Source organism: Enterobacter sp. SGAir0187 (assembly GCF_002952735.2).
Taxonomy (GTDB): Bacteria; Pseudomonadota; Gammaproteobacteria; order Enterobacterales; family Enterobacteriaceae; genus Enterobacter; species Enterobacter quasiroggenkampii.
Map to the genome: position 1 here is coordinate 2,420,002 of NZ_CP025034.2, position 22,950 is coordinate 2,442,951.

20 protein-coding genes are annotated in these 22,950 nt (G+C 56.6%); 13 read left to right on the plus strand and 7 right to left on the minus strand.

Features of this window, described 5'->3' with window-relative positions; all coding sequences use genetic code 11:
- Nucleotides 1-12: 12 nt before the first annotated feature.
- On the plus strand, nucleotides 13-1,008 hold the full coding sequence (locus CWR52_RS11605) for an acyltransferase (protein WP_104949712.1): 996 nt from the start codon (nucleotides 13-15) through the stop codon (nucleotides 1,006-1,008).
- On the opposite strand, the gene CWR52_RS11610 is transcribed toward CWR52_RS11605, so the two are convergent.
- The 4 genes from CWR52_RS11610 to xylA form a co-directional block, all read right to left on the minus strand.
- The gene (locus tag CWR52_RS11610) at nucleotides 1,001-1,921 is read right to left on the minus strand and encodes a GlxA family transcriptional regulator (RefSeq protein WP_104949713.1); all 921 of its coding nucleotides are present in this window, start codon (nucleotides 1,919-1,921) and stop codon (nucleotides 1,001-1,003) included. The genes CWR52_RS11605 and CWR52_RS11610 overlap by 8 nt on opposite strands.
- Nucleotides 1,921-2,460, minus strand: a complete 540-nt coding sequence (locus CWR52_RS11615; RefSeq protein WP_104949714.1) for an isochorismatase family protein — start codon at nucleotides 2,458-2,460, stop codon at nucleotides 1,921-1,923. The genes CWR52_RS11610 and CWR52_RS11615 overlap by 1 nt, the downstream gene beginning before the upstream one ends.
- A 103-nt stretch (nucleotides 2,461-2,563) precedes the next feature.
- Nucleotides 2,564-4,018, minus strand: a complete 1,455-nt coding sequence (gene xylB / locus CWR52_RS11620) for a xylulokinase (RefSeq protein WP_104949715.1) — start codon at nucleotides 4,016-4,018, stop codon at nucleotides 2,564-2,566.
- A gap of 61 nt (nucleotides 4,019-4,079) precedes the next feature.
- Nucleotides 4,080-5,402 carry a xylose isomerase gene (gene xylA, locus CWR52_RS11625; RefSeq protein WP_086374966.1) on the minus strand — a complete coding sequence of 441 codons (1,323 nt, stop codon included), beginning with the start codon at nucleotides 5,400-5,402 and terminating at the stop codon, nucleotides 4,080-4,082.
- Between the two features lie 370 nt (nucleotides 5,403-5,772).
- On the opposite strand from xylA, the gene xylF reads away from it, so the two are divergent.
- From xylF to xylR, 4 genes are all read left to right on the plus strand, one after another.
- Nucleotides 5,773-6,765, plus strand: a complete 993-nt coding sequence (gene xylF / locus CWR52_RS11635) for a D-xylose ABC transporter substrate-binding protein (protein ID WP_008502746.1) — start codon at nucleotides 5,773-5,775, stop codon at nucleotides 6,763-6,765.
- 72 nt (nucleotides 6,766-6,837) lie between these two features.
- The gene (locus CWR52_RS11640) at nucleotides 6,838-8,379 is read left to right on the plus strand and encodes a xylose ABC transporter ATP-binding protein (protein ID WP_104949716.1); all 1,542 of its coding nucleotides are present in this window, start codon (nucleotides 6,838-6,840) and stop codon (nucleotides 8,377-8,379) included.
- Nucleotides 8,357-9,538 (plus strand): xylose ABC transporter permease XylH, encoded by a 1,182-nt coding sequence (xylH, locus tag CWR52_RS11645; RefSeq protein ID WP_045907874.1) that lies wholly within the window; start codon nucleotides 8,357-8,359, stop codon nucleotides 9,536-9,538. Before CWR52_RS11640 ends, xylH begins: the two co-directional genes overlap by 23 nt.
- A gap of 33 nt (nucleotides 9,539-9,571) precedes the next feature.
- Complete coding sequence (gene xylR / locus CWR52_RS11650; RefSeq protein WP_021242460.1) at nucleotides 9,572-10,750, plus strand: D-xylose utilization transcriptional activator XylR; 1,179 nt, start codon at nucleotides 9,572-9,574, stop codon at nucleotides 10,748-10,750.
- 39 nt (nucleotides 10,751-10,789) lie between these two features.
- Here the strand turns inward: xylR and CWR52_RS11655 are convergent, their stop codons facing one another.
- Nucleotides 10,790-11,614, minus strand: a complete 825-nt coding sequence (locus CWR52_RS11655) for a protein bax (protein WP_104949717.1) — start codon at nucleotides 11,612-11,614, stop codon at nucleotides 10,790-10,792.
- A 314-nt stretch (nucleotides 11,615-11,928) separates the two neighbouring features.
- Between CWR52_RS11655 and CWR52_RS11660 the strand changes: the two genes are divergently transcribed.
- Nucleotides 11,929-13,959: an alpha-amylase gene (locus CWR52_RS11660; RefSeq protein WP_104949718.1), complete on the plus strand. Its 2,031-nt coding sequence runs from the start codon at nucleotides 11,929-11,931 to the stop codon at nucleotides 13,957-13,959.
- A gap of 196 nt (nucleotides 13,960-14,155) precedes the next feature.
- Nucleotides 14,156-15,409, plus strand: coding sequence for a valine--pyruvate transaminase (gene avtA, locus CWR52_RS11665; protein ID WP_104949719.1), 1,254 nt, complete (start codon nucleotides 14,156-14,158; stop codon nucleotides 15,407-15,409).
- A gap of 7 nt (nucleotides 15,410-15,416) precedes the next feature.
- On the opposite strand, the gene CWR52_RS11670 is transcribed toward avtA, so the two are convergent.
- Nucleotides 15,417-15,872 carry a 4Fe-4S dicluster domain-containing protein gene (locus CWR52_RS11670; protein ID WP_104949720.1) on the minus strand — a complete coding sequence of 152 codons (456 nt, stop codon included), beginning with the start codon at nucleotides 15,870-15,872 and terminating at the stop codon, nucleotides 15,417-15,419.
- Nucleotides 15,873-15,875: 3 nt separating this feature from the next.
- Nucleotides 15,876-16,694, minus strand: a complete 819-nt coding sequence (gene yiaJ, locus CWR52_RS11675; protein WP_021242452.1) for an IclR family transcriptional regulator YiaJ — start codon at nucleotides 16,692-16,694, stop codon at nucleotides 15,876-15,878.
- 224 nt (nucleotides 16,695-16,918) lie between these two features.
- Here yiaJ and yiaK point away from each other — a divergent pair, with 224 nt between their 5' ends.
- The 6 genes from yiaK (at nucleotide 16,919) to ulaD (ending at nucleotide 22,949) form a co-directional block, all read left to right on the plus strand.
- Nucleotides 16,919-17,917: a 3-dehydro-L-gulonate 2-dehydrogenase gene (yiaK, locus tag CWR52_RS11680; protein WP_104949721.1), complete on the plus strand. Its 999-nt coding sequence runs from the start codon at nucleotides 16,919-16,921 to the stop codon at nucleotides 17,915-17,917.
- 10 nt (nucleotides 17,918-17,927) lie between these two features.
- Nucleotides 17,928-18,395 carry a YhcH/YjgK/YiaL family protein gene (locus tag CWR52_RS11685; protein ID WP_104949722.1) on the plus strand — a complete coding sequence of 156 codons (468 nt, stop codon included), beginning with the start codon at nucleotides 17,928-17,930 and terminating at the stop codon, nucleotides 18,393-18,395.
- Between the two features lie 26 nt (nucleotides 18,396-18,421).
- Nucleotides 18,422-19,348: a DUF4862 family protein gene (locus CWR52_RS11690; RefSeq protein ID WP_104949723.1), complete on the plus strand. Its 927-nt coding sequence runs from the start codon at nucleotides 18,422-18,424 to the stop codon at nucleotides 19,346-19,348.
- Between the two features lie 47 nt (nucleotides 19,349-19,395).
- Nucleotides 19,396-20,715 carry an MFS transporter gene (locus CWR52_RS11695; RefSeq protein ID WP_104949724.1) on the plus strand — a complete coding sequence of 440 codons (1,320 nt, stop codon included), beginning with the start codon at nucleotides 19,396-19,398 and terminating at the stop codon, nucleotides 20,713-20,715.
- A 78-nt stretch (nucleotides 20,716-20,793) separates the two neighbouring features.
- On the plus strand, nucleotides 20,794-22,299 hold the full coding sequence (locus CWR52_RS11700) for an FGGY-family carbohydrate kinase (protein WP_104950913.1): 1,506 nt from the start codon (nucleotides 20,794-20,796) through the stop codon (nucleotides 22,297-22,299).
- A complete protein-coding gene (gene ulaD, locus CWR52_RS11705) occupies nucleotides 22,296-22,949 on the plus strand; it encodes a 3-keto-L-gulonate-6-phosphate decarboxylase UlaD (protein WP_104949725.1) in 654 nt (217 codons plus the stop codon). Before CWR52_RS11700 ends, ulaD begins: the two co-directional genes overlap by 4 nt.
- The last annotated feature ends 1 nt before the right edge of the window (nucleotide 22,950 follow it).

The following is a 22,950-nucleotide window of genomic DNA, read 5'->3' on the forward strand; positions in this document are numbered from 1 at the left end:
TACGAGGAACTGATGCAGTCAAAAATTAACTGGATTGATAATCTGCGAGGAATAGCCTGTCTGATGGTTGTCATGATCCACACGACAACCTGGTACGTCACGAATGCGCACAGCATCAGCCCCGTTAACTGGGATATCGCCAATATTCTCAACTCTGCGTCACGCGTCAGCGTGCCGCTGTTCTTTATGATTTCCGGCTTTCTCTTTTTTGGCGAGCGTAGCGCGCAGCCGCGGCACTTCATCCGCATCGCGGCCTGCCTGGGGTTCTACAGCGCCGTTGCCTTGCTCTATATCACTCTGTTCACCTCAATAAACGCCGGACTATCGCTAAAATACGTGCTGCAAAAACCGGTGTTCTACCACCTGTGGTTCTTCTTCGCCATTATCGTGATCTATCTGGTCTCCCCCCTCATTCAGGTGAAAAACGTCAGCGGAAAAATGCTTCTGGCCCTGATGGTGGTCATTGGCATTATCGCCAACCCGAATACGGTCTCGCAGAAAATCGACGGATTTGAGTGGCTGCCGGTGAACCTCTATATCAACGGCGATACCTTCTATTACGTGCTTTACGGCATGCTGGGGCGCGCCATCGGGATGATGGACACGCAAAAACGTGGCCTGAACTGGCTCTGCGGGGCACTGTTTATCGCCGGCGTGACGGTGATTTCACGCGGGACGCTGCATGAGCTGCAGTGGCGCGGCAATTTTGCCGATACCTGGTACCTGTATTGTGGGCCGATGGTCTTTATCTGTGCCGTCTCGCTGCTTACGCTCGTTAAAAACACGCTCAACGCGCGGCCACTCCCTTTACTGAGCGTGATTTCGCGGCACTCGCTCGGAATTTACGGCTTTCACGCGCTGGTGATCCACGCCCTGCGCACCCGAGGCGTTGAGCTAAAAAGCTGGCCGGTGCTGGATATTGTCTGGATTTTTGCCGCCACGCTGGCGATCAGCCTGCTGCTGTCGATGCTGCTGCAAAAAATAGATACTCGCCGCTTCGTCAGCTAACGGTTCGCTGCCGGGCGCGATGGTACTGGCGCGGGGAGGAAAACCCTGCCGCCAGTGAAGCCTGCTCCACGCCGCGCCCCTGCAATAGCCACTGCTCCGCCACCGCCAGACGCAGCTGCTCCAGATAATCGCGAACGCTAATGCCTAAATGTGACTGGAAAAGCCGGGTGAGATGGCGCGGGCTGACGTGCGCCAGCGCGGCGATATCAGGCAAGCTCCACGTTTTTTGTGGCTCGGCGGTGAGCGCATCCTGCGCCCGATGAATCGCCGGATGAAGATGATTGCGGTAGCGTAGCCACGGGGAGAGCTGGGGATCGTCACCGGAACGGCGGAACCAGACCACCATCTCGCGCGCCACGGCCAGCGCCTTTTCGGGACCGCACAGGCGGTTAATCATATGCAGCGCCAGATCGATGCCCGACGTGATCCCCGCGCTGGTCCAGATGTTCTCATCCTGCACAAAGATGCGGTTTTCTTTGATCGTCGCCGTCGGGGCCGCGGTGCGTAAACGGCTGATAACGTCATGGTGGGTTGTGCACTGCCGGTTGTTCAGCAGGCCCGATTTCGCCGCCAGCAGCGCGCCTGAACAGACGCACATCACCGTGATGTCCTGGCGCTGGATCTGCGGTTGCAGGCGCATCAGCCAGTGCTGGATCAGCTGCGCCTGCGGCGTGGAAAACTGAGTACGGGAGTCGCTGACGCCGGGAAATACCAGCAGGCTACCTGCCGGGAGACGCTCCGGCAGCGGCTGGATGCCGCTCATCGTCAGGCCTATCGACGTTGGAACGTCCGGTTGCGGCCCAATGTAGTGCAGACGAAACGCGTCGCCCGCCAGCACAAAGGTTTCTGCCGGGCCGGTCATGTCTAATGACAGCACCCCGGGCAACATCACGAACCAGACGTCGATGCGCATTACAGTGACTCCAGCGTCTCCGCTACCGTTTTAATGTCGGCAAAACGCCCGGCCAGGACCGTTTCGGTACGATGGCGAATTTCCGCAGCGCTAAGGGTAATGCCCTTGTAGGTCATGGGAAACGTCAGCGTGGCCTCGCTCACAAAGGTCACAGCATAACCCAGATCGGATGCCACCCGGGCGGTGGTTTCGCAGCATTGCTCAGTGCGAATGCCGCAGATAATCACACTATTGATATCACGCTCGCGCAGCCAGCGATCGAGCCCGGTATCCGTGAAGGCATTATGGACATGTTTCTGGAAAACCACATCCGGCTGATGACGCAAAAAGGCCATAGGTTTAACAAAGCCGCTTTGCAGCGTGAAGGGGCCGTCTTCATCTACATGGAAAATATCAACGACCGGAATACCGCGCGCCTGGCAGCCTTCAATCAGCCCCAGCATCGCCTGCTGAAAGGCAGGAATGTCGTCCTCCTGCCAGTAATTGCGATGATGGAACGACTGCTGAGTATCAATATTGATGAGTGCAATGCGTGACATGGTGGATCTCCTCGCCAGTAGGTGTGACACCATACTGGCAAGGAAATAAATGCACGCACAGACCAAAAAAGGACATCCTCGTGCCGCGGTCGGACAAGCGTGTTTACGACATCAGCGGCAGCAGCTGCTGATAGATTTTACGGAATACCGCGCGCCTTTCCGCGTACCGCGCATGGTTTGTCGCGTCAGGGAAATGCGCCTGCTCAAGGGTAAGCTGCGGCAGCAGTTGCGAAAGCGGTTGTTCCGGATGAATGGCTATCTGCGCCAGACGCGCGGCGCCGAGCGCGGGGCCAACATCGCCACCGGTGCGGAAATCCAGCTGCAACCCGCTGATATCCGACAGCATTTGTCGCCAGTAAGGGCTTCGCGCGCCGCCGCCAATCAGGGTGACGCTTGCGGGTTTCAGGCCGCAGTCGTGGACCACGTCCATCCCGTCGGCCAGGGCATAGCCCACGCCTTCCAGAACCGCACGCGCCAGTTCTGCCGGGCCATGCTGATGGGTTAAGCCAAAGAATACCCCTTTCGCTTCCGGATTGTTGTGCGGCGTACGCTCGCCGGACAGATACGGTAAAAACCAGACGGTACCAGCATTTACATCCGCCTGCTGTGCTGCGGCAATCAACGCAGGAACATCAGCCATCCCGGTCAGCTTCGCCGCCCAGTCCAGGCACGACGCTGCACTCAGCATCACCGACATCAAATGCCATTTTCCCGGAAGCGCATGACAGAAACTGTGCACAGCGCTTTCGGGATTACTGCGATAGCCGTCGCTGACGGCAAAATAGACGCCAGAGGTTCCCAGAGACAGCATCGCCTGCCCTGCCTCAACCATGCCGACGCCTACGGCACCCGCAGCGTTGTCACCGCCCCCGGCAACCACCGGTACGGCAGGCATATTCCAGCGTTCCGCAACGTCCGGCAGCAACGTGCCTGTTACCTCGCTACCTTCGAACAGCGCGGGCATGTGTTCACGGGTCAGGTGGCAGGCATCCAGCATCGCCTCGCTCCAGTCACGTTTCGCCACGTCGAGCCACATCGTGCCGGCGGCATCGGACATGTCGGAAGCAAAATCGCCCGTCATACGAAAGCGCAGATAGTCTTTCGGTAGCAGGACTTTCGCCACCTGCCGGAAAATCTCCGGCTCGTGTCGCTGCACCCACAGCAGCTTGGGCGCGGTAAAGCCGGGCATCATCAGGTTGCCGGTGATCTCACGAGACGTAGGTACGCGCGCCTCAAGAAGCGCACATTCTTCCGCACAACGGCCGTCATTCCAGAGGATCGCAGGACGCAACACGCGATGCTCGCTATCCAGCAAGGTAGCACCGTGCATTTGCCCGGCAATCCCCAGCGCTTTCACGTCACGCAGAGAATGCTGTTCACCTAACGCCTTGATTGCACGATCCGTTGCCTGCCACCACTGCTCCGGGTCCTGTTCCGACCACAGCGGATGCGGACGTGAAACCTGCAGCTTTTCCGTCTGCGTTGCTAACACCTCGCCCTGCTCGCTTAACAGGATGGCTTTCACACCCGATGTGCCAAGATCGATCCCGATATACATTACGGTGACTCCTTTAACAGAAATGCCCGGTGGCGCTAACGCTTACCGGGCCTGCGTGCTGTTATTTATCGAACAGGTAGTGATTGACCAGATTTTCCAGCAACTCCTGGTGCCCGCTCTGGTGCTGCGGTGCCAGCTGATGTTGTTCAGCGTACTTCGCGATGTCCGCAAGTGATAACTGACCTTTCAAAATTTGCTGGCCCAGCTCACTGTTCCAGCCGCTGTAACGCTTCGCCACGCGTTTATCGAGCTCGCCGTCTTCAATCATACGTGCCGCCACTTTCAGCGCCAGCGCCATGGTGTCCATCGCGCCAATGTGGCCGTAGAACAGATCGTATTTATCGGTACTCTGGCGACGCACTTTGGCGTCAAAGTTCAGGCCGCCGGTAGTGAAACCACCCGCTTTGATGATTTCGTACATCACCAGCGCATTCTCTTCCACGCTGTTCGGGAACTGGTCTGTGTCCCAGCCCAGCTGCGCGTCGCCGCGGTTAGCATCGACCGAGCCGAAGATGCCCAGCGCAATCGCAGACGCGATCTCGTGGTGGAAAGAGTGGCCCGCCAGCGTGGCGTGGTTGGCCTCAATGTTCACTTTGATCTCTTTTTCCAGACCGAACTGCTTCAGGAAGCCATACACCGTCGCCACGTCGTAGTCATACTGATGCTTCGTCGGCTCCTGCGGCTTCGGCTCAATCAGCAGCGTGCCGCGGAAGCCAATTTTGTGCTTGTGGTCGACAACCATCTGCATAAAGCGGCCAATCTGCTCGCGCTCCTGACGCAGATCGGTGTTGAGCAGGGTTTCATAGCCTTCACGTCCGCCCCACAGGACATAGTTTTCGCCGCCAAGCTGATGCGTGGCGTTCATTGCCGTCACCACCTGCGTGGCCGCCCAGCTAAACACTTCCGGATCCGGGTTGGTTGCCGCGCCCGCGCCGTAGCGTGGATTAGTGAAGCAGTTTGCCGTGCCCCAGAGCAGCTTCACGCCGCTTTGCTGCTGTTTCGCCGCCAGTACATCCACCATCTGCGCAAAGTTGTTCAGATACTCTTTCAGCGATGCGCCTTCCGGCGACACGTCAACGTCATGGAAGCAGTAGTACGGCACGTTCAGCTTGTGGAAGAACTCAAACGCCACATCGGCTTTGCGTTTCGCCAGCTCGATGGCCTCACCCGGCTGCTGCCATGGGCGGTCAAAGGAGCCCACGCCGAACATATCGGCACCGTTCCAGCAGAAGGTATGCCAGTAACAGGCGGCAAAGCGCAGATGATCTTCCATGCGCTTACCCAGCACCAGCTCATCCGGGTTGTAGTGACGAAATGCTAAAGGATTGGTCGTTTTCGGGCCTTCGTAACGAACACGATCGAGTTGGTCGAAATAAGCTTGCATATTGAGCTCCATAATCAGGGTATGCGGCGAGTCGTTGATACAGGGGTAATAGTGAATAGACATTTTGGGTTGCTCAATTACGTTATTTCACACTGCTATTGAGAGAATGCACAACTGTGCGCTGGCTCGCAAAATAATGCGCAGACAAACTATTTTCGGCGCGGATTCCAGAATCAAATGTAATTAAGACGTTACGTATTTTAAAATCCGATCGCGGTCATAAATTCAGAAATAAACCAAATATCGTAATGAGAAGATAAAAATCTGTAATTGCCAGCCCGCCTTTCCGCGTTAAAAATTTGCTGCGTCTCAGCAGTGAATGTTTCTTTTATCTCAGCAACACATACCCCTACAAAAAGGCCTAATAATTATGAAGATAAAGAACCTGACCCTAACGCTCTGCACTACGCTCCTGCTTGCCAGTTTTGCCGGTCATGCCAAAGAGGTCAAAATTGGCATGGCGATTGACGACCTGCGCCTGGAGCGCTGGCAAAAAGATCGCGATATCTTTGTAAAAAAAGCGGAATCCCTCGGCGCAAACGTGTTTGTTCAGTCGGCTAACGGCAACGAAGAAACGCAAATGTCGCAGATCGAGAATATGATTAACCGTGGCGTCGATGTGCTGGTCATTATCCCCTATAACGGCCAGGTATTAAGTAACGTGGTAAAAGAAGCCAAACAAGAAGGCATAAAAGTGCTGGCTTATGACCGCATGATTAATAATGCGGACATTGATTATTATATTTCGTTCGATAATGAAAAAGTCGGCGAATTACAGGCACAAAGCCTGATCGACAAAGTGCCTCAGGGCAATTATTTCCTGATGGGCGGCTCTCCGGTGGATAACAACGCCAAGCTGTTCCGCGAAGGGCAAATGAAAGTCCTTAAGCCGTACATCGACAACGGGAAAATTAAAGTGGTTGGCGATCAATGGGCCGACGGCTGGCTGCCAGAAAACGCGCTGAAGATTATGGAAAATGCGCTGACGGCCAACAACAACAAAATTGATGCGGTTGTGGCCTCCAACGATGCCACCGCAGGCGGTGCGATTCAGGCATTAAGCGCCCAGGGGCTGGCGGGTAAAGTCGCCATTTCTGGACAGGACGCCGATCTGGCTGGCGTAAAACGCATTATCGCAGGCACCCAAACCATGACGGTCTACAAACCGATTACCGAGCTTGCCAATACGGCGGCGGAAATCGCCGTAGAACTGGGCAATGGCAAGCAACCTAAAGCAGACGCAACGCTGAATAACGGGCTGAAAGACGTTCCGGCTCGCCTGCTCACCCCTATTGAAGTCAATAAAGAGAACATTGACGCCACCGTCATTAAAGACGGCTTCCATAAGAAGAGCGAACTGTAATCCGGCGCGGCCCCTGCTCTGCGGGGGCGCATCACGTTGCACTGTTCTTTCCTCGGTTTATGTGGAGCAGTTATGCCTTATTTACTTGAAATGAAAAGCATCACCAAGCGCTTCGGCACGGTGAAAGCCGTCGATAACGTCAGTCTCCGGTTGAACCCCGGCGAAGTCGTTTCGCTGTGTGGCGAGAACGGCTCAGGCAAGTCAACGTTGATGAAAGTGTTGTGCGGGATCTACCCGTATGGCAGTTACGAAGGCGAAATCGTTTTTGCTGGCGAAGTTATCCAGGCGACTCACATTCGTGATACCGAACGTAAAGGCATCGCCATCATCCATCAGGAACTGGCTCTGGTGAAGCATCTCACCGTGCTGGAGAACATTTTCCTTGGGGCCGAAATTTCCCGCCACGGCGTGCTGGATTACGACACCATGACGCTCCGCTGTGAAAAGCTGCTGGCGCAGGTGAGCCTCCACATTTCACCGGATACCCGCGTGGGCGACCTGGGACTGGGGCAACAGCAGCTGGTTGAAATCGCTAAAGCGCTCAATAAACAGGTCAGGCTGCTGATCCTTGATGAGCCCACGGCCTCGCTCACCGAACAGGAAACTGCGGTACTGCTCGATATTATTCGCGATCTGCAAAATCACGGCATCGCCTGTATCTACATTTCGCACAAGCTGAACGAGGTTAAAGCCATTTCGGACACCATCTGCGTGATCCGCGATGGGCAACACATCGGCACGCGTGAAGCCGCGGGCATGAGCGAAGATGACATCATCACCATGATGGTGGGGCGCGAGCTGACGGCGCTCTACCCGAATGAGCCTCACACCAAAGGTGATGAAGTGCTGCGCGTGGAAAATCTGACCGCGTGGCACCCCGTTAACCGCCACATCAAGCGCGTCAATAACGTCTCGTTTTCTCTGCACAGCGGCGAAATTCTCGGTATTGCCGGGTTAGTCGGCGCCGGGCGCACGGAGGCCGTACAGTGTCTGTTTGGCGTATGGCCGGGGCGCTGGGAGGGCACGATTTATATCGACGGCCAGCCGGTGAAAATCGACAACTGCCAGCAGGCGATTGCCCACGGCATTGCTATGGTGCCGGAAGACCGCAAAAAAGACGGCATCGTGCCGGTCATGGCAGTGGGGAAAAACATTACGCTGGCGGCGCTCGATCGCTTCTCCGGCGCGCTGAGCAGCCTGGACGATGCCGCCGAGCAGCAGTGCATCCTTCAGTCACTCGCCCGATTGAAGGTCAAAACCTCCTCACCGGAACTGGCCATTGGCCGCCTGAGCGGCGGCAACCAGCAGAAGGCGATTCTGGCGCGCTGCCTGCTTCTCAATCCACGCATATTAATCCTTGATGAGCCCACGCGCGGGATTGATATCGGTGCCAAATATGAAATCTACAAACTGATTAATCAGCTTGTACAGCAAGGGATTGCCGTCATTGTCATTTCGTCTGAGTTACCCGAAGTGCTCGGCCTAAGCGACCGTGTGCTGGTCATGCACGAGGGAAAACTGAAAGCCAACCTGATTAACCAGAACCTGACGCAGGAGCAGGTGATGGAAGCCGCTTTAAGGAGCGAACGTCATGTCGAAAAGCAATCCGTCTGATATCAAAGTCGCCGTTCCGACGCCCGGTGCGTTCGCAGGGCTAAAAGCGCTGAACCTGCAGGTTTTCGTGATGATCGCGGCGATTATCGTCATCATGCTCTTTTTTACCTGGATGACCGATGGTTCGTACCTCAGCGCGCGTAACGTCTCTAACCTGCTCCGCCAGACCGCTATCACCGGCATTCTGGCCGTCGGCATGGTGTTCGTGATTATCTCCGCGGAAATCGATCTGTCGGTCGGTTCAATGATGGGGCTCCTCGGCGGTGTGGCGGCGATTTTTGACGTCTGGCTCGGCTGGCCGCTGCCGCTGACCGTGGCGGTCACGCTGGTGCTGGGTCTCGTTCTGGGGGCCTGGAACGGCTGGTGGGTAGCCTACCGTAAAGTGCCGTCGTTCATTGTCACCCTGGCGGGGATGCTGGCCTTCCGTGGGATCTTAATCGGCATTACTAACGGCACCACCGTCTCCCCGACCAGTGCGGCCATGTCGCAGATTGGTCAGAGCTACCTCCCGGATGGCGTGGGCTTTACCATCGGCGTGGCGGGATTGCTGGCGTTTGTTGCATGGCAGTGGCGTGGACGCATGCGTCGTCAGGCGCTGGGGCTGGCGTCGCCAGCATCAACCTCGGTGGTGGGACGTCAGGCGCTGACAGCGGTCATTGTGCTGGGCGCCATCTGGCTTTTAAACGACTATCGCGGTGTCCCGACCCCCGTCCTGCTGCTGACGCTTTTACTGCTGGGCGGCATGTTTATGGCCACGCGCACCGCGTTTGGCCGCCGTATTTATGCCATCGGCGGCAACCTTGAGGCTGCCCGTTTGTCGGGGATTAACGTCGAACGCACCAAACTCGCGGTCTTCGCCATTAACGGCCTGATGGTCGCCATCGCCGGGCTGATCCTCAGTTCGCGCCTGGGGGCCGGTTCTCCCTCCGCCGGCAACATCGCCGAGCTGGATGCTATCGCCGCCTGCGTCATCGGTGGCACCAGCCTAGCAGGCGGTATCGGTAGCGTGGCGGGCGCGGTGATGGGGGCATTTATTATGGCGTCGTTGGATAACGGGATGAGTATGATGGACGTCCCGACGTTTTGGCAGTATATCGTCAAGGGGGCCATTCTTTTACTGGCAGTCTGGATGGACTCGGCCACCAAGCGACGGGCCTGATAACGGTATTGTGACATAATTGGGAAGTGAGCCATGTTTGAAAAGCGTCACCGCATTACGTTGTTATTCAATGCCAACAAAGCCTACGACCGTCAGGTGGTAGAAGGCGTGGGTGAATATTTGCAGGCGTCGCAATCCGAATGGGATATTTTTATTGAAGAAGATTTTCGCACCCGTCTGGAGAACATTAAAGACTGGCTGGGCGATGGCGTCATCGCCGACTATGACGACCCCGTCATTGAACAGCTGCTGACCGACGTCGACGTGCCGATCGTGGGCGTCGGCGGCTCCTACCACTCGCCCGAACACTATCCGCCGGTTCACTATATTGCCACCGATAACCATGCCCTGGTCGAGGCCGCGTTTCTCCATTTAAAAGAGAAAGGCGTCCATCGCTTCGCGTTTTATGGTTTACCCGCCACCAGCGGCAAGCGCTGGGCCGTTGAGCGTGAGCACGCGTTTTGCCAGCTGGTCGCGCAGGAGAAGTATCGCGGCGTGGTCTATCAGGGGCTGGAAACCGCCCCGGAAAACTGGCAGCACGCGCAGAACCGTCTCGCTGACTGGCTGCAAACGCTGCCGCCGCAAACAGGGATTATTGCCGTGACGGACGCCCGCGCGCGGCACGTGCTGCAGGTCTGCGAACACTTACACATTCCGGTGCCCGAAAAACTGTGCGTGATTGGCATCGATAACGAAGAGCTTACCCGCTACCTGTCCCGCGTGGCGCTCTCCTCCGTTGCCCAGGGCACGCGTCAGATGGGCTATCAGGCGGCGAAGCTGCTGCACCGTCTGCTGGATAAAGAATCTCTGCCGCTTCAGCGCCTGCTGGTGCCACCGGTTCGCGTCGTAGAACGTCGCTCAACTGACTATCGCTCCTTAAGCGACCCGGCCGTCATTCAGGCCATGCACTATATTCGCAACCACGCCTGCAAAGGGATTAAGGTCGATCAGGTACTGGATTCGGTGGGCATTTCGCGTTCGAATCTGGAGAAGCGTTTCAAAGAAGAGGTGGGCGAAACCATTCATGCCGTTATCCATGCTGAAAAGCTGGAGAAAGCACGCAGCCTGCTCATCTCCACGTCGCTGTCGATCAACGAAATCTCGCAGATGTGCGGTTACCCGTCGCTGCAATATTTTTATTCGGTGTTTCGCAAAGAGTATGACACCACGCCGAAAGAGTACCGGGATCGCCACAGCGAGGTGCTGATCTAGAAAAGAAAACGCCTTCCACTGGAAGGCGTTTTTTTGAGATTACATATGGGCGGCGATTAAGCGCTGATTATCCTGGTACATAGCGAACAGATAGTTGTTATAGCTCTGTCCCTTCGTCGAATACCCTTTCAGCTTGTGGATCATCGTACTGGCCGTCACTTCCTGGTCCGCTTTACGCAGCTGAGCGCGTGATTTACGGAACGAGGAGTAGGCCGGGTGCGTGTTCAGATTCACCACGTAGGCGTTCACGGAATCCTTAACGGATTCAAACTGCGAATAGCCTTTCACCTTGCCAGGCGCATTCGTACAACGGCCTTTCACGCATTTCATGCCGAAAAGGTTGTTGTTGCTACGCGCAAGCCTGGACGTTCCCCAGCCGCTTTCAGCTGCAGCCATGGTCGCAACCATGCTGCCCGGGATGATATCCACACGCTCAAGAAGAGCATTCCACGGAACACGACGCGTGTTACCGTTCCAGCTCAGCTTGTAGCGCTTCGTGATATCCTTCAGACGCGCGCGTTCTGACGGCGACCAACGGCTATCGTACTGTTTGGAAATCAGCCAGTTACGATCCGCAGTAATCGCGGCATTTTGACTCGTGATGTAAGGCATTACCGTCCGGAGAAACGCTTTTTTCCTTGGTGTTCCGGAAGGGTATTTTCGCAAATCAGGAAGTGAACTACTCTTTGCACTATTGCGAGAATACTCTTGTTTACTGCTAACCTTACTACTTGTCGTCTTTATTACGTGGGCTTTCTTACTCGTTGTATCCGTGTGCGTCTTCGCAAGCACCTCACCCGAAAATGCCGTGGTGAGTAACATGAGTATCGCAGCCCCATATCGTCGCATGGGAGTCGATATCATTAGGTCTCCTGGTCGGATGTAATCATCCTAACACCTTATTTTTTTCACAAATTTGAGAGCGGAATCTCAAATCATATCAAAAATAGACTTCAAGAGCACGTATAGAAATAGTCCAATTCCGAAACTATGTCACCTGAAACTTGCTCATAAAAACATCATTTCCGGAAAAATGTGTGCGTTATCGCAGATAACTGCCTAATTTTGCGCAAGATCACTCATCCTCACGCATCCTCCTGGCAGAAAGCGACAGGGGATGAGTTTTTCCCGCCCGCCTGCTGGCACACTGGTCAAAAAATCCGCGACAGGAACCAGGAATGAAACGCACCGCAATAGCCTTTCTGATGTTACCCGCACTGGCACATGCCGACTGGTCATCGCCGGGGTTTGGCGCATTTCGCGCCGAGGGCACCGGGATTTTCACCAGCCAGGCAAAGCTTGCGAAGGGTACGCGTCCTCTTACGCTGAGTTTTGACAAGACGTGCTGGCAGCCCACAGGCGCGATAAAACTCAATGAGATGCTGTCGCTCAAGCCCTGTGACGGCGCTCCGCCGCAGTGGCGCCTTTTCCGCGACGGTGAATACCAGATGCGGATTGATACCCGCTCCGGCACGCCCACCCTGCTGCTGGCAGTTCAGAGCGCGACAGAACAGCCGGTGGCCAACGTTATCCGCCAGTGTCCGAAGTGGGACGGTAAGCCGCTGACGCTGGACGTCAGCCATACCTTCCCGGAAGGCTCCGTCGTGCGCGACTACTACAGTAAACAGACGGCGACCGTACAAGATGGGAAAATCACCCTGCAGCCAGCCGCCAACAGTAACGGCCTGCTGCTGCTTGAGCGCGCCGAAACCGACAGGCCGGCACCGTTTAGCTGGCAAAACGCCACCGTCTATTTTGTACTGACCGACCGCTATGTGAATGGCGACCCGAGCAACGACAACAGCTATGGCCGCCATAAAGACGGCATGCAGGAGATTGGCACGTTCCACGGTGGCGATCTAAAGGGGCTGACCAGCAAGCTCGATTACCTGCAGCAGTTGGGGGTGAATGCGCTCTGGATAAGCTCCCCGCTTGAGCAGATCCACGGCTGGGTAGGCGGCGGAACCAAAGGTGATTTCCCGCATTATGCCTACCACGGCTACTACACCCAGGACTGGACAACGCTCGATGCCAACATGGGCACCGAGGATGACCTGCGTCAGCTTGTTGATGAGGCGCATAAGCGCGGCATTCGCATCCTGTTTGATATCGTCATGAACCACGTTGGCTATGCCACGCTGGCAGACATGCAGGAATTTCAGTTTGGTGCCCTGTACCTTCAGGGTGATGAACTGAAAAAGACGCTGGGAGAACGCTGGACGGACTGGACGCCTGGCGCAGGCCAGACCTGGCATAGCTTCAACGACTACATCAACTTCAGCGACAAGGCCGCATGGGAAAAATGGTGGGGTAAAAAGTGGATCCGCACCGACATTGGCGATTACGACAACCCCGGCTTTGATGATTTAACGATGTCGCTGGCGTTCCTGCCCGACCTGAAAACGGAATCCACCGCCCCTTCCGGGCTACCCAATTTCTACCAACACAAACCCGATACCCACGCAAAAGCCATTCCGGGCTATACCCCGCGCGATTACCTGACCCACTGGCTCAGCCAGTGGGTACGTGACTACGGCATCGACGGTTTCCGGGTGGATACCGCGAAACACGTTGAGCTTGCGGCCTGGCAACAGCTGAAAGACCAGGCAAGCCAGGCGCTGGCCGCCTGGAAAGGCGCTCACCCGGATAAAAAGCTCGACAACGCACCGTTCTGGATGACCGGGGAATCCTGGGGCCACGGCGTCATGCAGAGCGATTATTACCGCCACGGTTTTGACGCGATGATTAACTTTGACTATCAGGAGCAGGCGGCGAAAGCAGTGAACTGTCTGGCTGATATCGATATGACGTGGCAGCAGATGGCGGAGAAGCTGCAAAGCTTCAACGTGCTGAGCTACCTCTCATCGCACGATACGCGTCTGTTCCGCGAAGGGGGCCAGCGCGCGGCGGAGCTGCTCCTGCTGGCACCGGGCAGCGTGCAAATCTATTACGGGGATGAATCCGAGCGTCCGTTCGGGCCGACAGGCTCCGACCCGCTGCAGGGCACCCGCTCGGATATGAACTGGCAGGACGTCACGGGCAAGCAGGCCTTAACCGTCGCCCACTGGCAAACGCTGGGGCAGTTCCGCGCCCGTCACCCGGCGATTGGTGAAGGCAAACAAACCACGCTGTCGCTGAAAGAGGGGTATGGCTTCGTGCGCGAGCACAAGGGCGATAAGGTGATGGTGGTATGGGCGGGTAATCAATAGATCAATCCCCTCAGCCTAACCTTCTGCCCTAAGGGGAGAGGGCCGGGGTGAGGGAAATTCCACCAGAACTATTCACTACACAAGCCCACTCCTGCCCTATAAAACAACAAATCCGACCACACCACCCGATTTGCACCAACACGGTGCTAGCGTTATGGTTACCCACTTTCAAAATAAGCTCGACAGATCACCTGCTATGACGTTTTCACTTTTCGGCGACAAATTTACCCGCCATTCAGGCATTACTCGCCTGATGGAGGACCTCAACGACGGGCTGCGCACACCGGGCGCAATCATGCTCGGCGGCGGAAATCCGGCTCAAATCCCGGAGATGAATACCTATTTCCAGACCCTGCTCGCTCAGATGCTGGAAAGCGGCAAAGCAACCGATGCGCTTTGCAATTACGACGGCCCGCAGGGTAAAACCGAACTGCTGGCACTCCTCGCCGAAATGCTGCGTGACGAGCTGGGCTGGGATATCGAACCACAGAATATTGCACTAACAAACGGCAGCCAGAGCGCGTTTTTCTACTTGTTTAACCTGTTCGCAGGACGTCGCGCCGACGGCACCACCAAAAAAGTGCTCTTCCCGCTGGCACCGGAGTATATCGGCTACGCTGATTCCGGCCTGGAAGAGGATCTGTTCGTCTCCGCGCGCCCGAACATTGAGCTGCTGCCGGAAGGCCAGTTCAAATATCACGTCGATTTTGAGCACCTGCATATTGGCGAAGAGACGGGCATGATCTGCGTATCGCGCCCGACTAACCCAACGGGCAACGTGATCACTGATGACGAACTGATGAAACTGGATGTACTGGCAAATCAGCACGGCATCCCGCTGGTGATCGATAACGCCTACGGCGTACCGTTCCCGGGCATTATCTTCAGCGAAGCACGCCCGCTGTGGAACCCGAACATCGTCCTGTGCATGAGCCTTTCTAAGCTGGGTCTGCCGGGCAGCCGCTGCGGCATCATCATCGCTAACGAAAAAATCATCACCGCCATCACCAATATGAACGGCATTATCAGCCTTTCACCGGGCGGTATTGGCCCGGCAATGATGTGCGAAATGATCAAACGCAAGGACCTGCTGCGTCTGTCGAATGACGTAATCAAGCCTTTCTATTACCAGCGCGTTCAGGAGACGATTGCGACACTTCGCCGCTACTTGCCGGAAGAACGCTGCCTGATCCACAAACCGGAAGGGGCGATTTTCCTGTGGCTCTGGTTTAAGGATTTACCCATCACCACCGAACTGCTTTACCAGCGCCTGAAAAAGCGCGGCGTGCTGATGGTCCCGGGCGATTATTTCTTCCCAGGTCTGGATAAGCCGTGGCCGCATACCCATCAGTGCATGCGCATGAACTACGTCCCCGATCCGGAAAAAATCGAAGCGGGTGTTAAAATTCTCGCCGAAGAGATCGAAAAAGCCTGGCGCGAAGACGGTTAGTCAAACCTTACGCCAGATGACGTTGCCGCTCGGCGCGTAATCCGGCGGGATCAACGCAGCGCAGCGCGTGGGTTGGACAGGCCTCCACGCAGGCCGGTCCGCCTTCGCGATGACGGCACAAATCACATTTCAGCGCTTGTGCCCTGTTTCCCACCAGCCGTACCTGCATCGCCCCAAACGGACAGGCGACCATACAGCTCTTGCAGCCAATACAGCGCGTCTGCTCAACAAGCCAGGCGCCCGCCGTACGGCTGATGGCATGGGTTGGGCAGACGTTGGCACAGGGGGCGTCCTCGCACTGATGACACCCCACCGCCGTTGTGTAGTCGTCCCCTTTCACTACCCGAAGGCGGGAGGTAAAAGCCTCTGCGGTGAAGTCATCCTGATGCGCGACCGCACAGGCCACTTCACAGGTGCGGCACCCGATGCATTTTTCCGCATCCGCCATGATAAATCGGTTCATCTGTTACGCCTCGCGTACGTTAAAACCCAGCTCTTTTGAGATAGCCTCTGCCGTTTCGCGCAGCGGCTTGAGCAGGTTCTTCTCGCCCACCTGCTTCATGCGCGACGTCGATAGCGAGATAGAGATCGCATACGGAACGCGGCCGTGAATATCAAACACCGGCACGGCAATACAGGAGACGCCAAGCTCGTTCTCTTCTTTGTCCATCGCCATGCTGCGATCGCGAATTTCCGCCAGTTCATCATACATGGCGCTCAGTTCAGTGATGGTGTTGCGCGTCAAAGGTTGGATCTGTTCCTGATGGCTTTCCCAGTAGCTTGCCACGTAATCCTGATGGCCAAACGCCATGTAAATCTTGCCCATCGCAGAGCAGTAGAGCGGCATATGCTGGCCAATATAGGCGCGCGTGCGCAGCATACCGGTTGTCGGTTCGAGCTTATAAATGAGGATGGCGTGGTCGTCTTCCCGGCTGGAGAAGTTCACCGTCTCGCCGGTCGCAATGTTCAGCGCTTCGAGGTGCGGAGCGGCCACATGAATGATATTCAGCGACGACAGCGCCTTTTGCCCGACGGCGATAAATTTGGTGGTCAGGCGATAGCTGCCCGCGGCGGGTGCCGGGGTCACGTACCCGCACGACTGTAGCCCCTGCAGCAAGCGGTGCACGGTGCTCTTATTCAGCCCCGCCAGTTCCGATAAATGTGCAAGCGGACACCCGTTCGGATAGTTGCTGAGGATCTCAATCAGCATCAGGCCGCGAAACAAGCTCTGGCTGCCTGCTGGCCTCTCTTTCTCTTGCGTCATTTCGCTCTCTTTCATGCTCATTACATGGCTCCTGTTTAGCGCGTCCTGATGGTAGCGCAAAGTGTGGGTCAGTTCACGATCTCAACAGAAAAAACACAACCATTTGATTTTAATCGATTTTGAAAAACATGAATGTCGTTGATCTGACAAAATTTGATCGCTATATTTGAAATCAGATTTCGCATAGTGGAATTTAGCGATAAAAAAGCACTCACACTTGCCCTTATAAGAACAGGAGAACAGGGATGAAAGTGACCTTCGAAGAGTTGAAAGCGGCGTTCAATCGGGTTCTGCTCGATCGCGGCATAAAAGCGGAAACCGCAGACGCTTGCGCCGAGATGTTTGCCCGCACCACGGAATCCGGCGTCTATTCGCATGGTGTGAACCGCTTCCCGCGCTTTATTCAGCAGCTTGATGCAGGGGATATCATTCCTGACGCCCAGCCCAAACGGGTGATGACATTAGGCGCCATCGAACAGTGGGATGCGCAGCGCTCCATTGGCAACCTGACGGCGAAGAAGATGATGGATCGCGCCACCGAGCTGGCGTCCGATCACGGCATTGGTCTGGTAGCACTGCGTAACGCGAACCACTGGATGCGCGGCGGCAGCTACGGCTGGCAGGCGGCGGAGAAGGGCTATATCGGCATTTGCTGGACCAACTCGATTGCCGTGATGCCCGCGTGGGGATCAAAAGAATGCTGCATCGGCACGAACCCGCTGATCGTTGCCATTCCGTCGAACCCGATCACCATGGTCGACATGTCGATGTCAATGTTCTCCTACGGCATGCTGGAGGTGAATCGCCTGGCCGGGCGCGAGCTGCCGGTCGATGGCGGCTTTGACGACGAAGGTAACCTCACCCGGGAGCCGGGCGTGATCGAGAAAAACCGCCGTATTCTGCCCATGGGCTACTGGAAAGGGTCCGGCTTATCCATCGTCCTCGATATGATCGCCACCCTGCTCTCAAACGGATCGTCCGTCGCGGAAGTGACCCAGGACAACAGCGACGAGTACGGCGTATCGCAGATCTTTATCGCCATCGAGGTGGATCGCCTGATCGATGGCCCAACCCGCGATGCCAAACTGCAGCGCATTATGGACTTCATCACCACCGCGCAGCGGTCAGATGAAAACGTTGCCGTCCGCCTTCCGGGCCATGAATTCACGCGCCTGCTGGAAGAAAACCGCCGCGACGGCATCACCATCGACGACAGCGTGTGGGCGAAAATCCAGTCTCTGTAAGGAGTGGACCATGATATTCGGACATATTTCCCAGCCCAATCCGTGTCGTCTGCCGCGGGCGATTGAAAAAGCCCTTCATTTTCTGCGCACGACGGATTTCACCACCCTGCCGCCAGGCGTGGTGGAAATTGAAGGTCGCACTATTTTTGCCCAGGTTCTCGACCTGACGACAAAGGAGTCGCACGAGAACCGCCCGGAAGTGCACCGCCGCTATCTGGATATTCAGTTTTTAGCATGGGGTGAAGAAAACATCGGTATTGCCATTGATACCGGTAATAACGAAATAAGCGAATCATTACTGGAACAGCGGGATATTATTTTTTATCACGACAGCGCAAATGAATCGTTTATCGAAATGATACCCGGCAGCTATGCCATATTTTTCCCGCAGGATGTGCATCGTCCTGCCTGTATTAAAAACAAGGGATCCGCAATTCGTAAAATTGTGGTGAAAGTGGCAATCAGCGAATTAGATTAATTTTCTGATAAATACAGGAACGCGAAATGACCAACACCAGTTTTATTATTGGTGCGTACCCCTGCGCACCCTCGTTTCACCAGAAAGGGGAACAAGAAGAACAAACCTTCTGGCGGGAACTTTCCGACACACCGCATATCCGCGGGCTGGAACAGCCGTGCCTTGAAAATCTCCATCCATTTGGTGATGAATGGCTGTTCCGTCATACGCCGGGCGACTGGCAAATCGTCGCCACAGCAGTCATGGAAACCATGCGCCGCCGGGGCGCCAACGGCGCGTTTGGCCTGGCCTCAGCCGACGACGAACAGCGTAAAGCCTGCGTCGATTTCTACCATCATCTGCGCCAGAAAATTACAGCCGTGAACGCCCGTTTTCCCGGCAAAGTGATCGCCCTGGAGATGCAGGCGGCCCCGCAGGCGGGTAATGCTTCCGTCGAACAGGCTACCGAGGCGTTTTCACGCTCGATCCGGGAAATCGCGAGCTGGAGCTGGGACTGCGATCTGGTGCTGGAACACTGCGATGCCATGACCGGCCCGGCACCGCGCAAGGGCTTCCTGCCCCTGGAGCAGGTGCTGGAGGTGGTGAAAGACACCGATATCAGCGTCTGCATCAACTGGGCGCGCTCGGCTATTGAAGGCCGTAATACGACGCTCCCGCTGGAACATGTTCAGGCCGCACTCAGTGCCGGAAAGATGGGGGCACTGATGTTTTCGGGCACGACTACCCGCGGAGAATACGGTGAATGGCAGGATCTGCACGCGCCGTTTTCTTCATTCTGCGCCGACAGTTTGATGTCCACTGAACACGCTAAATCACTCTTTACTGCGGCGAGCGCCGCAACGTTGAAATTCTCCGGTATTAAATTACTGGAAATAAATGCTAATGCTGACGTCAGCCATCGCATCGCTATTTTGCGTGACGGCATTAGCGAAATGAATAAAGCAACGCAATAACAATAAAAAATATCCCTATTCCGGTTACATTGACTGAGACAGTAAATATGAACACTTACTCGAATACTCTACAAGCGGACATTCCGCGCCAGCGCTGGCTAAGAATCATTCCTCCTATTCTTATCGCCTGTATTATTTCATATATGGACCGCGTGAATATCGCCTTTGCCATGCCCGGCGGTATGGATGAAGAACTGGGTATTACCGCCACTATGGCGGGCCTGGCAGGAGGGATCTTCTTTATCGGCTATCTGTTCCTGCAGGTACCCGGCGGCAAGATTGCCGTGCACGGTAGCGGCAAGAAATTTATCGGCTGGTCACTGGTCGCCTGGGCGGTGATCTCGGTGCTCACGGGTCTCGTGACGAATCAGTACCAGCTGCTGGTGCTGCGTTTCTTACTCGGCGTGGCGGAAGGCGGGATGCTACCCGTTGTGCTCACCATGATCAGCAACTGGTTCCCGGATGCAGAACGCGGTCGCGCCAACGCCATTGTGATTATGTTCGTGCCTATCGCCGGGATCATCACCGCCCCGCTGTCGGGCTGGATTATCACCGCACTTGACTGGCGCTGGCTGTTCATCATTGAAGGTCTGATGTCCGTCGTTGTGCTGGTGCTCTGGGCATTCACGGTCTACGACCGGCCGCAGGAAGCGCGCTGGATTTCAGAGGCGGAGAAAAACTATCTGGTGCAAACGCTGGCGGCTGAACAGCAGGCCATCGCTGGCAAAGAGGTGAAAAATGCCTCGCTCAGCGCGGTGCTGTCTGACAAAACCATGTGGCAACTGATCGCACTGAATTTCTTCTATCAGACCGGGATTTACGGTTACACCCTCTGGCTGCCGACCATTCTGAAGGAGCTGACGCACACCAGCATTGGTCAGGTGGGGATGCTCGCCATCCTGCCCTACATCGGCGCCATTGCGGGCATGTTCCTGTTCTCCTCGCTTTCTGACCGCACCGGCAAGCGCAAGCTGTTTGTCTCCCTGCCGTTGATCGGCTTCGCGCTCTGCATGTTCCTCTCCGTAGCCCTGAAAGCAAACATCTGGCTGGCCTATGCCGCACTGGTGGGCTGCGGTTTCTTCCTGCAATCCGCCGCCGGCGTGTTCTGGACGATCCCGGCACGTCTGTTCAGCGCAGAGATGGCGGGCGGCGCGCGCGGCGTGATCAACGCTCTGGGCAACCTCGGAGGCTTCTGCGGCCCGTATGCCGTTGGCGTGCTAATCACCTTGTACAGCAAAGATGCGGGCGTTTACTGCCTGGCCGTTTCTCTGGCGCTGGCGTCGCTGCTGGCCCTGCTGTTGCCGGCGAAATGCGATGCCGGCGCAGAGCCTAATCCCACGGTGACGCCGCATAAACGTGCGGCCTGATGCCCTCACCCCAGCCCTCTCCCACGGGGAGAGGGAGAAAACCGAACCGGGTCCACCCGGCAGTTAAGCGAGATGAAGATGAGTGAAAAAGAGCCCTTCTGGCTGGGTATCGATTGTGGCGGTACTTATCTGAAAGCCGGTTTATACAACAGCCAGGGCAGAGAAGTCAGTATCGAACGCCGCTCCGTTGCCACGCTCAGCCCGCGAGCGGGCTACGCCGAGCGGGATATGCATCAGCTGTGGCAGCACTGCCACGCAACCATCGCCGCGTTGCTCAAGAATGCAGGCGTAAACGGCAACCAGATCAATGGGGTCGGCATTTCTGCTCAGGGTAAGGGGCTGTTTCTGCTCGATAAACAAGACCAACCGTTGGGCAACGCCATCCTCTCCTCCGATCGCCGGGCACTGGAGATTGTGCAGCGCTGGCAGCAGGACGGCATTCCCGAAAAACTCTACCCGCATACGCGCCAGACGCTGTGGACCGGGCATCCGGCCTCGCTTCTGCGCTGGGTCAAAGAGAACGAGCCGCAGCGCTATCAGCAGATTGGCTGCGTGATGATGGCGCACGACTATCTGCGCTGGTGCCTGACCGGCGTGAAGGGCGGTGAAGAGAGCAACATCTCCGAGTCCAATCTCTACAACATGAATACCGGGCAGTACGACCCGCAGCTTACGCGCTGGCTCGGGATCAGCGAGATTGACGGCGCCCTGCCGCCGATTGTCGGTTCAGCAGAAATCTGCGGGGAGATCACCGCTCAGGCAGCCGCCCTTACCGGTCTCGCGGCGGGCACGCCCGTCGTGGGGGGGCTGTTTGATGTGGTTTCCACCGCGCTCTGCGCCGGACTGCAGGACGAGCACACGCTGAACGCCGTGATGGGCACCTGGGCCGTCACCAGCGGGATCGCCAGTGCGCTTCGCAGCAACGAGCCCTTCCCCTACGTTTATGGCCGCTACGTGCATCCGCAGCAGTACATCGTTCACGAAGCCAGCCCGACCTCGTCCGGCAACCTTGAGTGGCTCACCGCGCAGTGGGGCGACATGTCGTTCAGCGAGATCAACCACGCCGTCGCCAGCCTGCCGAAAGCCGAAAGCGATGTGTACTTCCTGCCGTTCCTCTATGGCAGCAACGCCGGGCTGGAGATGACCAGCGGCTTCTACGGGATGCAGGCGCTACACACCCGCGCGCACCTGCTGCAGGCGGTTTATGAGGGCGTGGTGTTCTGCCACATGACCCACCTCAACCGCATGCTCGAACGCTTTACCCACGTTCATGCCCTGCGCGTGACGGGTGGCCCAACCCATTCGGACGTATGGATGCAAATGCTTGCGGACGTCAGCGGGCTGGCGATTGAACTGCCGCAGGTAGAAGAGACCGGCTGTTCCGGCGCGGCGCTGGCCGCCCTGGTCGGCACCGGCGTGTATCCCGATTTCCATACGGCGCAATGCGCCCTCCGACACGACATTCGTGTCATTGAGCCTGACATGCGCGCCCATGCGGCCTATCAGCGCAAGTATCAGCGCTATCAGCTACTGATTTCAGCACTACAGGGCTATCACGCCCGAGTTAAGGAGAACAACCTATGAGCCGACCATTACTGCAGCTGGCGCTCGACCATACCTCTCTTCTGGCCGCGCAGCGTGATGTCGCGACGCTTGCCGATCACGTTGATATCGTCGAAGCGGGCACCATTTTGTGCCTGACCGAAGGGCTAAACGCCGTGCGCGCCCTGCGCGAGCAATGCCCGGATAAAATCATCGTTGCGGACTGGAAAGTGGCCGATGCCGGAGAAACGCTGGCAGAGCAGGCATTTGGCGCGGGTGCAAACTGGATGACCATCATCTGCGCCGCCCCGCTGGCCACCGTCGAACGCGGCCACGAGGTAGCCCTGCGCCGCGGGGGAGAAATCCAGATGGAGCTCTTTGGTCACTGGACGCTGGACGATGCTCGTGCATGGCATCGCATCGGCGTGAAGCAGGCCATTTATCACCGCGGACGTGACGCACAGGCGAGCGGCCAGCAGTGGGGTGAGGCGGATCTCGCAAAAATGAAAGCGCTCTCCGATATCGGTTTGCAGCTTTCGATTACCGGCGGTATCACCCCCGCCGACCTGCCGCTGTTTAAGCAAATCAACGTCAAAGCCTTTATTGCCGGACGCGCGCTGGCAGGTGCCGCCAATCCACCGCAGGTGGCACAGGCATTCCATTCGCACATTCGCGACATCTGGGGAGCGTAAC

Excerpts from the sequence above, each read along its gene's own strand:
- CWR52_RS11605 (WP_104949712.1), top strand. The coding sequence starts at position 13 with ATGCAGTCAAAAATTAACTGGATTGATAATCTGCGAGGAATAGCCTGT.
- CWR52_RS11610 (WP_104949713.1), bottom strand. The coding sequence starts at position 1,921 with ATGCGCATCGACGTCTGGTTCGTGATGTTGCCCGGGGTGCTGTCATTA.
- CWR52_RS11615 (WP_104949714.1), bottom strand. The coding sequence starts at position 2,460 with ATGTCACGCATTGCACTCATCAATATTGATACTCAGCAGTCGTTCCAT.
- xylB (WP_104949715.1), bottom strand. The coding sequence starts at position 4,018 with ATGTATATCGGGATCGATCTTGGCACATCGGGTGTGAAAGCCATCCTG.
- xylA (WP_086374966.1), bottom strand. The coding sequence starts at position 5,402 with ATGCAAGCTTATTTCGACCAACTCGATCGTGTTCGTTACGAAGGCCCG.
- xylF (WP_008502746.1), top strand. The coding sequence starts at position 5,773 with ATGAAGATAAAGAACCTGACCCTAACGCTCTGCACTACGCTCCTGCTT.
- CWR52_RS11640 (WP_104949716.1), top strand. The coding sequence starts at position 6,838 with ATGCCTTATTTACTTGAAATGAAAAGCATCACCAAGCGCTTCGGCACG.
- xylH (WP_045907874.1), top strand. The coding sequence starts at position 8,357 with ATGTCGAAAAGCAATCCGTCTGATATCAAAGTCGCCGTTCCGACGCCC.
- xylR (WP_021242460.1), top strand. The coding sequence starts at position 9,572 with ATGTTTGAAAAGCGTCACCGCATTACGTTGTTATTCAATGCCAACAAA.
- CWR52_RS11655 (WP_104949717.1), bottom strand. The coding sequence starts at position 11,614 with ATGATATCGACTCCCATGCGACGATATGGGGCTGCGATACTCATGTTA.
- CWR52_RS11660 (WP_104949718.1), top strand. The coding sequence starts at position 11,929 with ATGAAACGCACCGCAATAGCCTTTCTGATGTTACCCGCACTGGCACAT.
- avtA (WP_104949719.1), top strand. The coding sequence starts at position 14,156 with ATGACGTTTTCACTTTTCGGCGACAAATTTACCCGCCATTCAGGCATT.
- CWR52_RS11670 (WP_104949720.1), bottom strand. The coding sequence starts at position 15,872 with ATGAACCGATTTATCATGGCGGATGCGGAAAAATGCATCGGGTGCCGC.
- yiaJ (WP_021242452.1), bottom strand. The coding sequence starts at position 16,694 with ATGAGCATGAAAGAGAGCGAAATGACGCAAGAGAAAGAGAGGCCAGCA.
- yiaK (WP_104949721.1), top strand. The coding sequence starts at position 16,919 with ATGAAAGTGACCTTCGAAGAGTTGAAAGCGGCGTTCAATCGGGTTCTG.
- CWR52_RS11685 (WP_104949722.1), top strand. The coding sequence starts at position 17,928 with ATGATATTCGGACATATTTCCCAGCCCAATCCGTGTCGTCTGCCGCGG.
- CWR52_RS11690 (WP_104949723.1), top strand. The coding sequence starts at position 18,422 with ATGACCAACACCAGTTTTATTATTGGTGCGTACCCCTGCGCACCCTCG.
- CWR52_RS11695 (WP_104949724.1), top strand. The coding sequence starts at position 19,396 with ATGAACACTTACTCGAATACTCTACAAGCGGACATTCCGCGCCAGCGC.
- CWR52_RS11700 (WP_104950913.1), top strand. The coding sequence starts at position 20,794 with ATGAGTGAAAAAGAGCCCTTCTGGCTGGGTATCGATTGTGGCGGTACT.
- ulaD (WP_104949725.1), top strand. The coding sequence starts at position 22,296 with ATGAGCCGACCATTACTGCAGCTGGCGCTCGACCATACCTCTCTTCTG.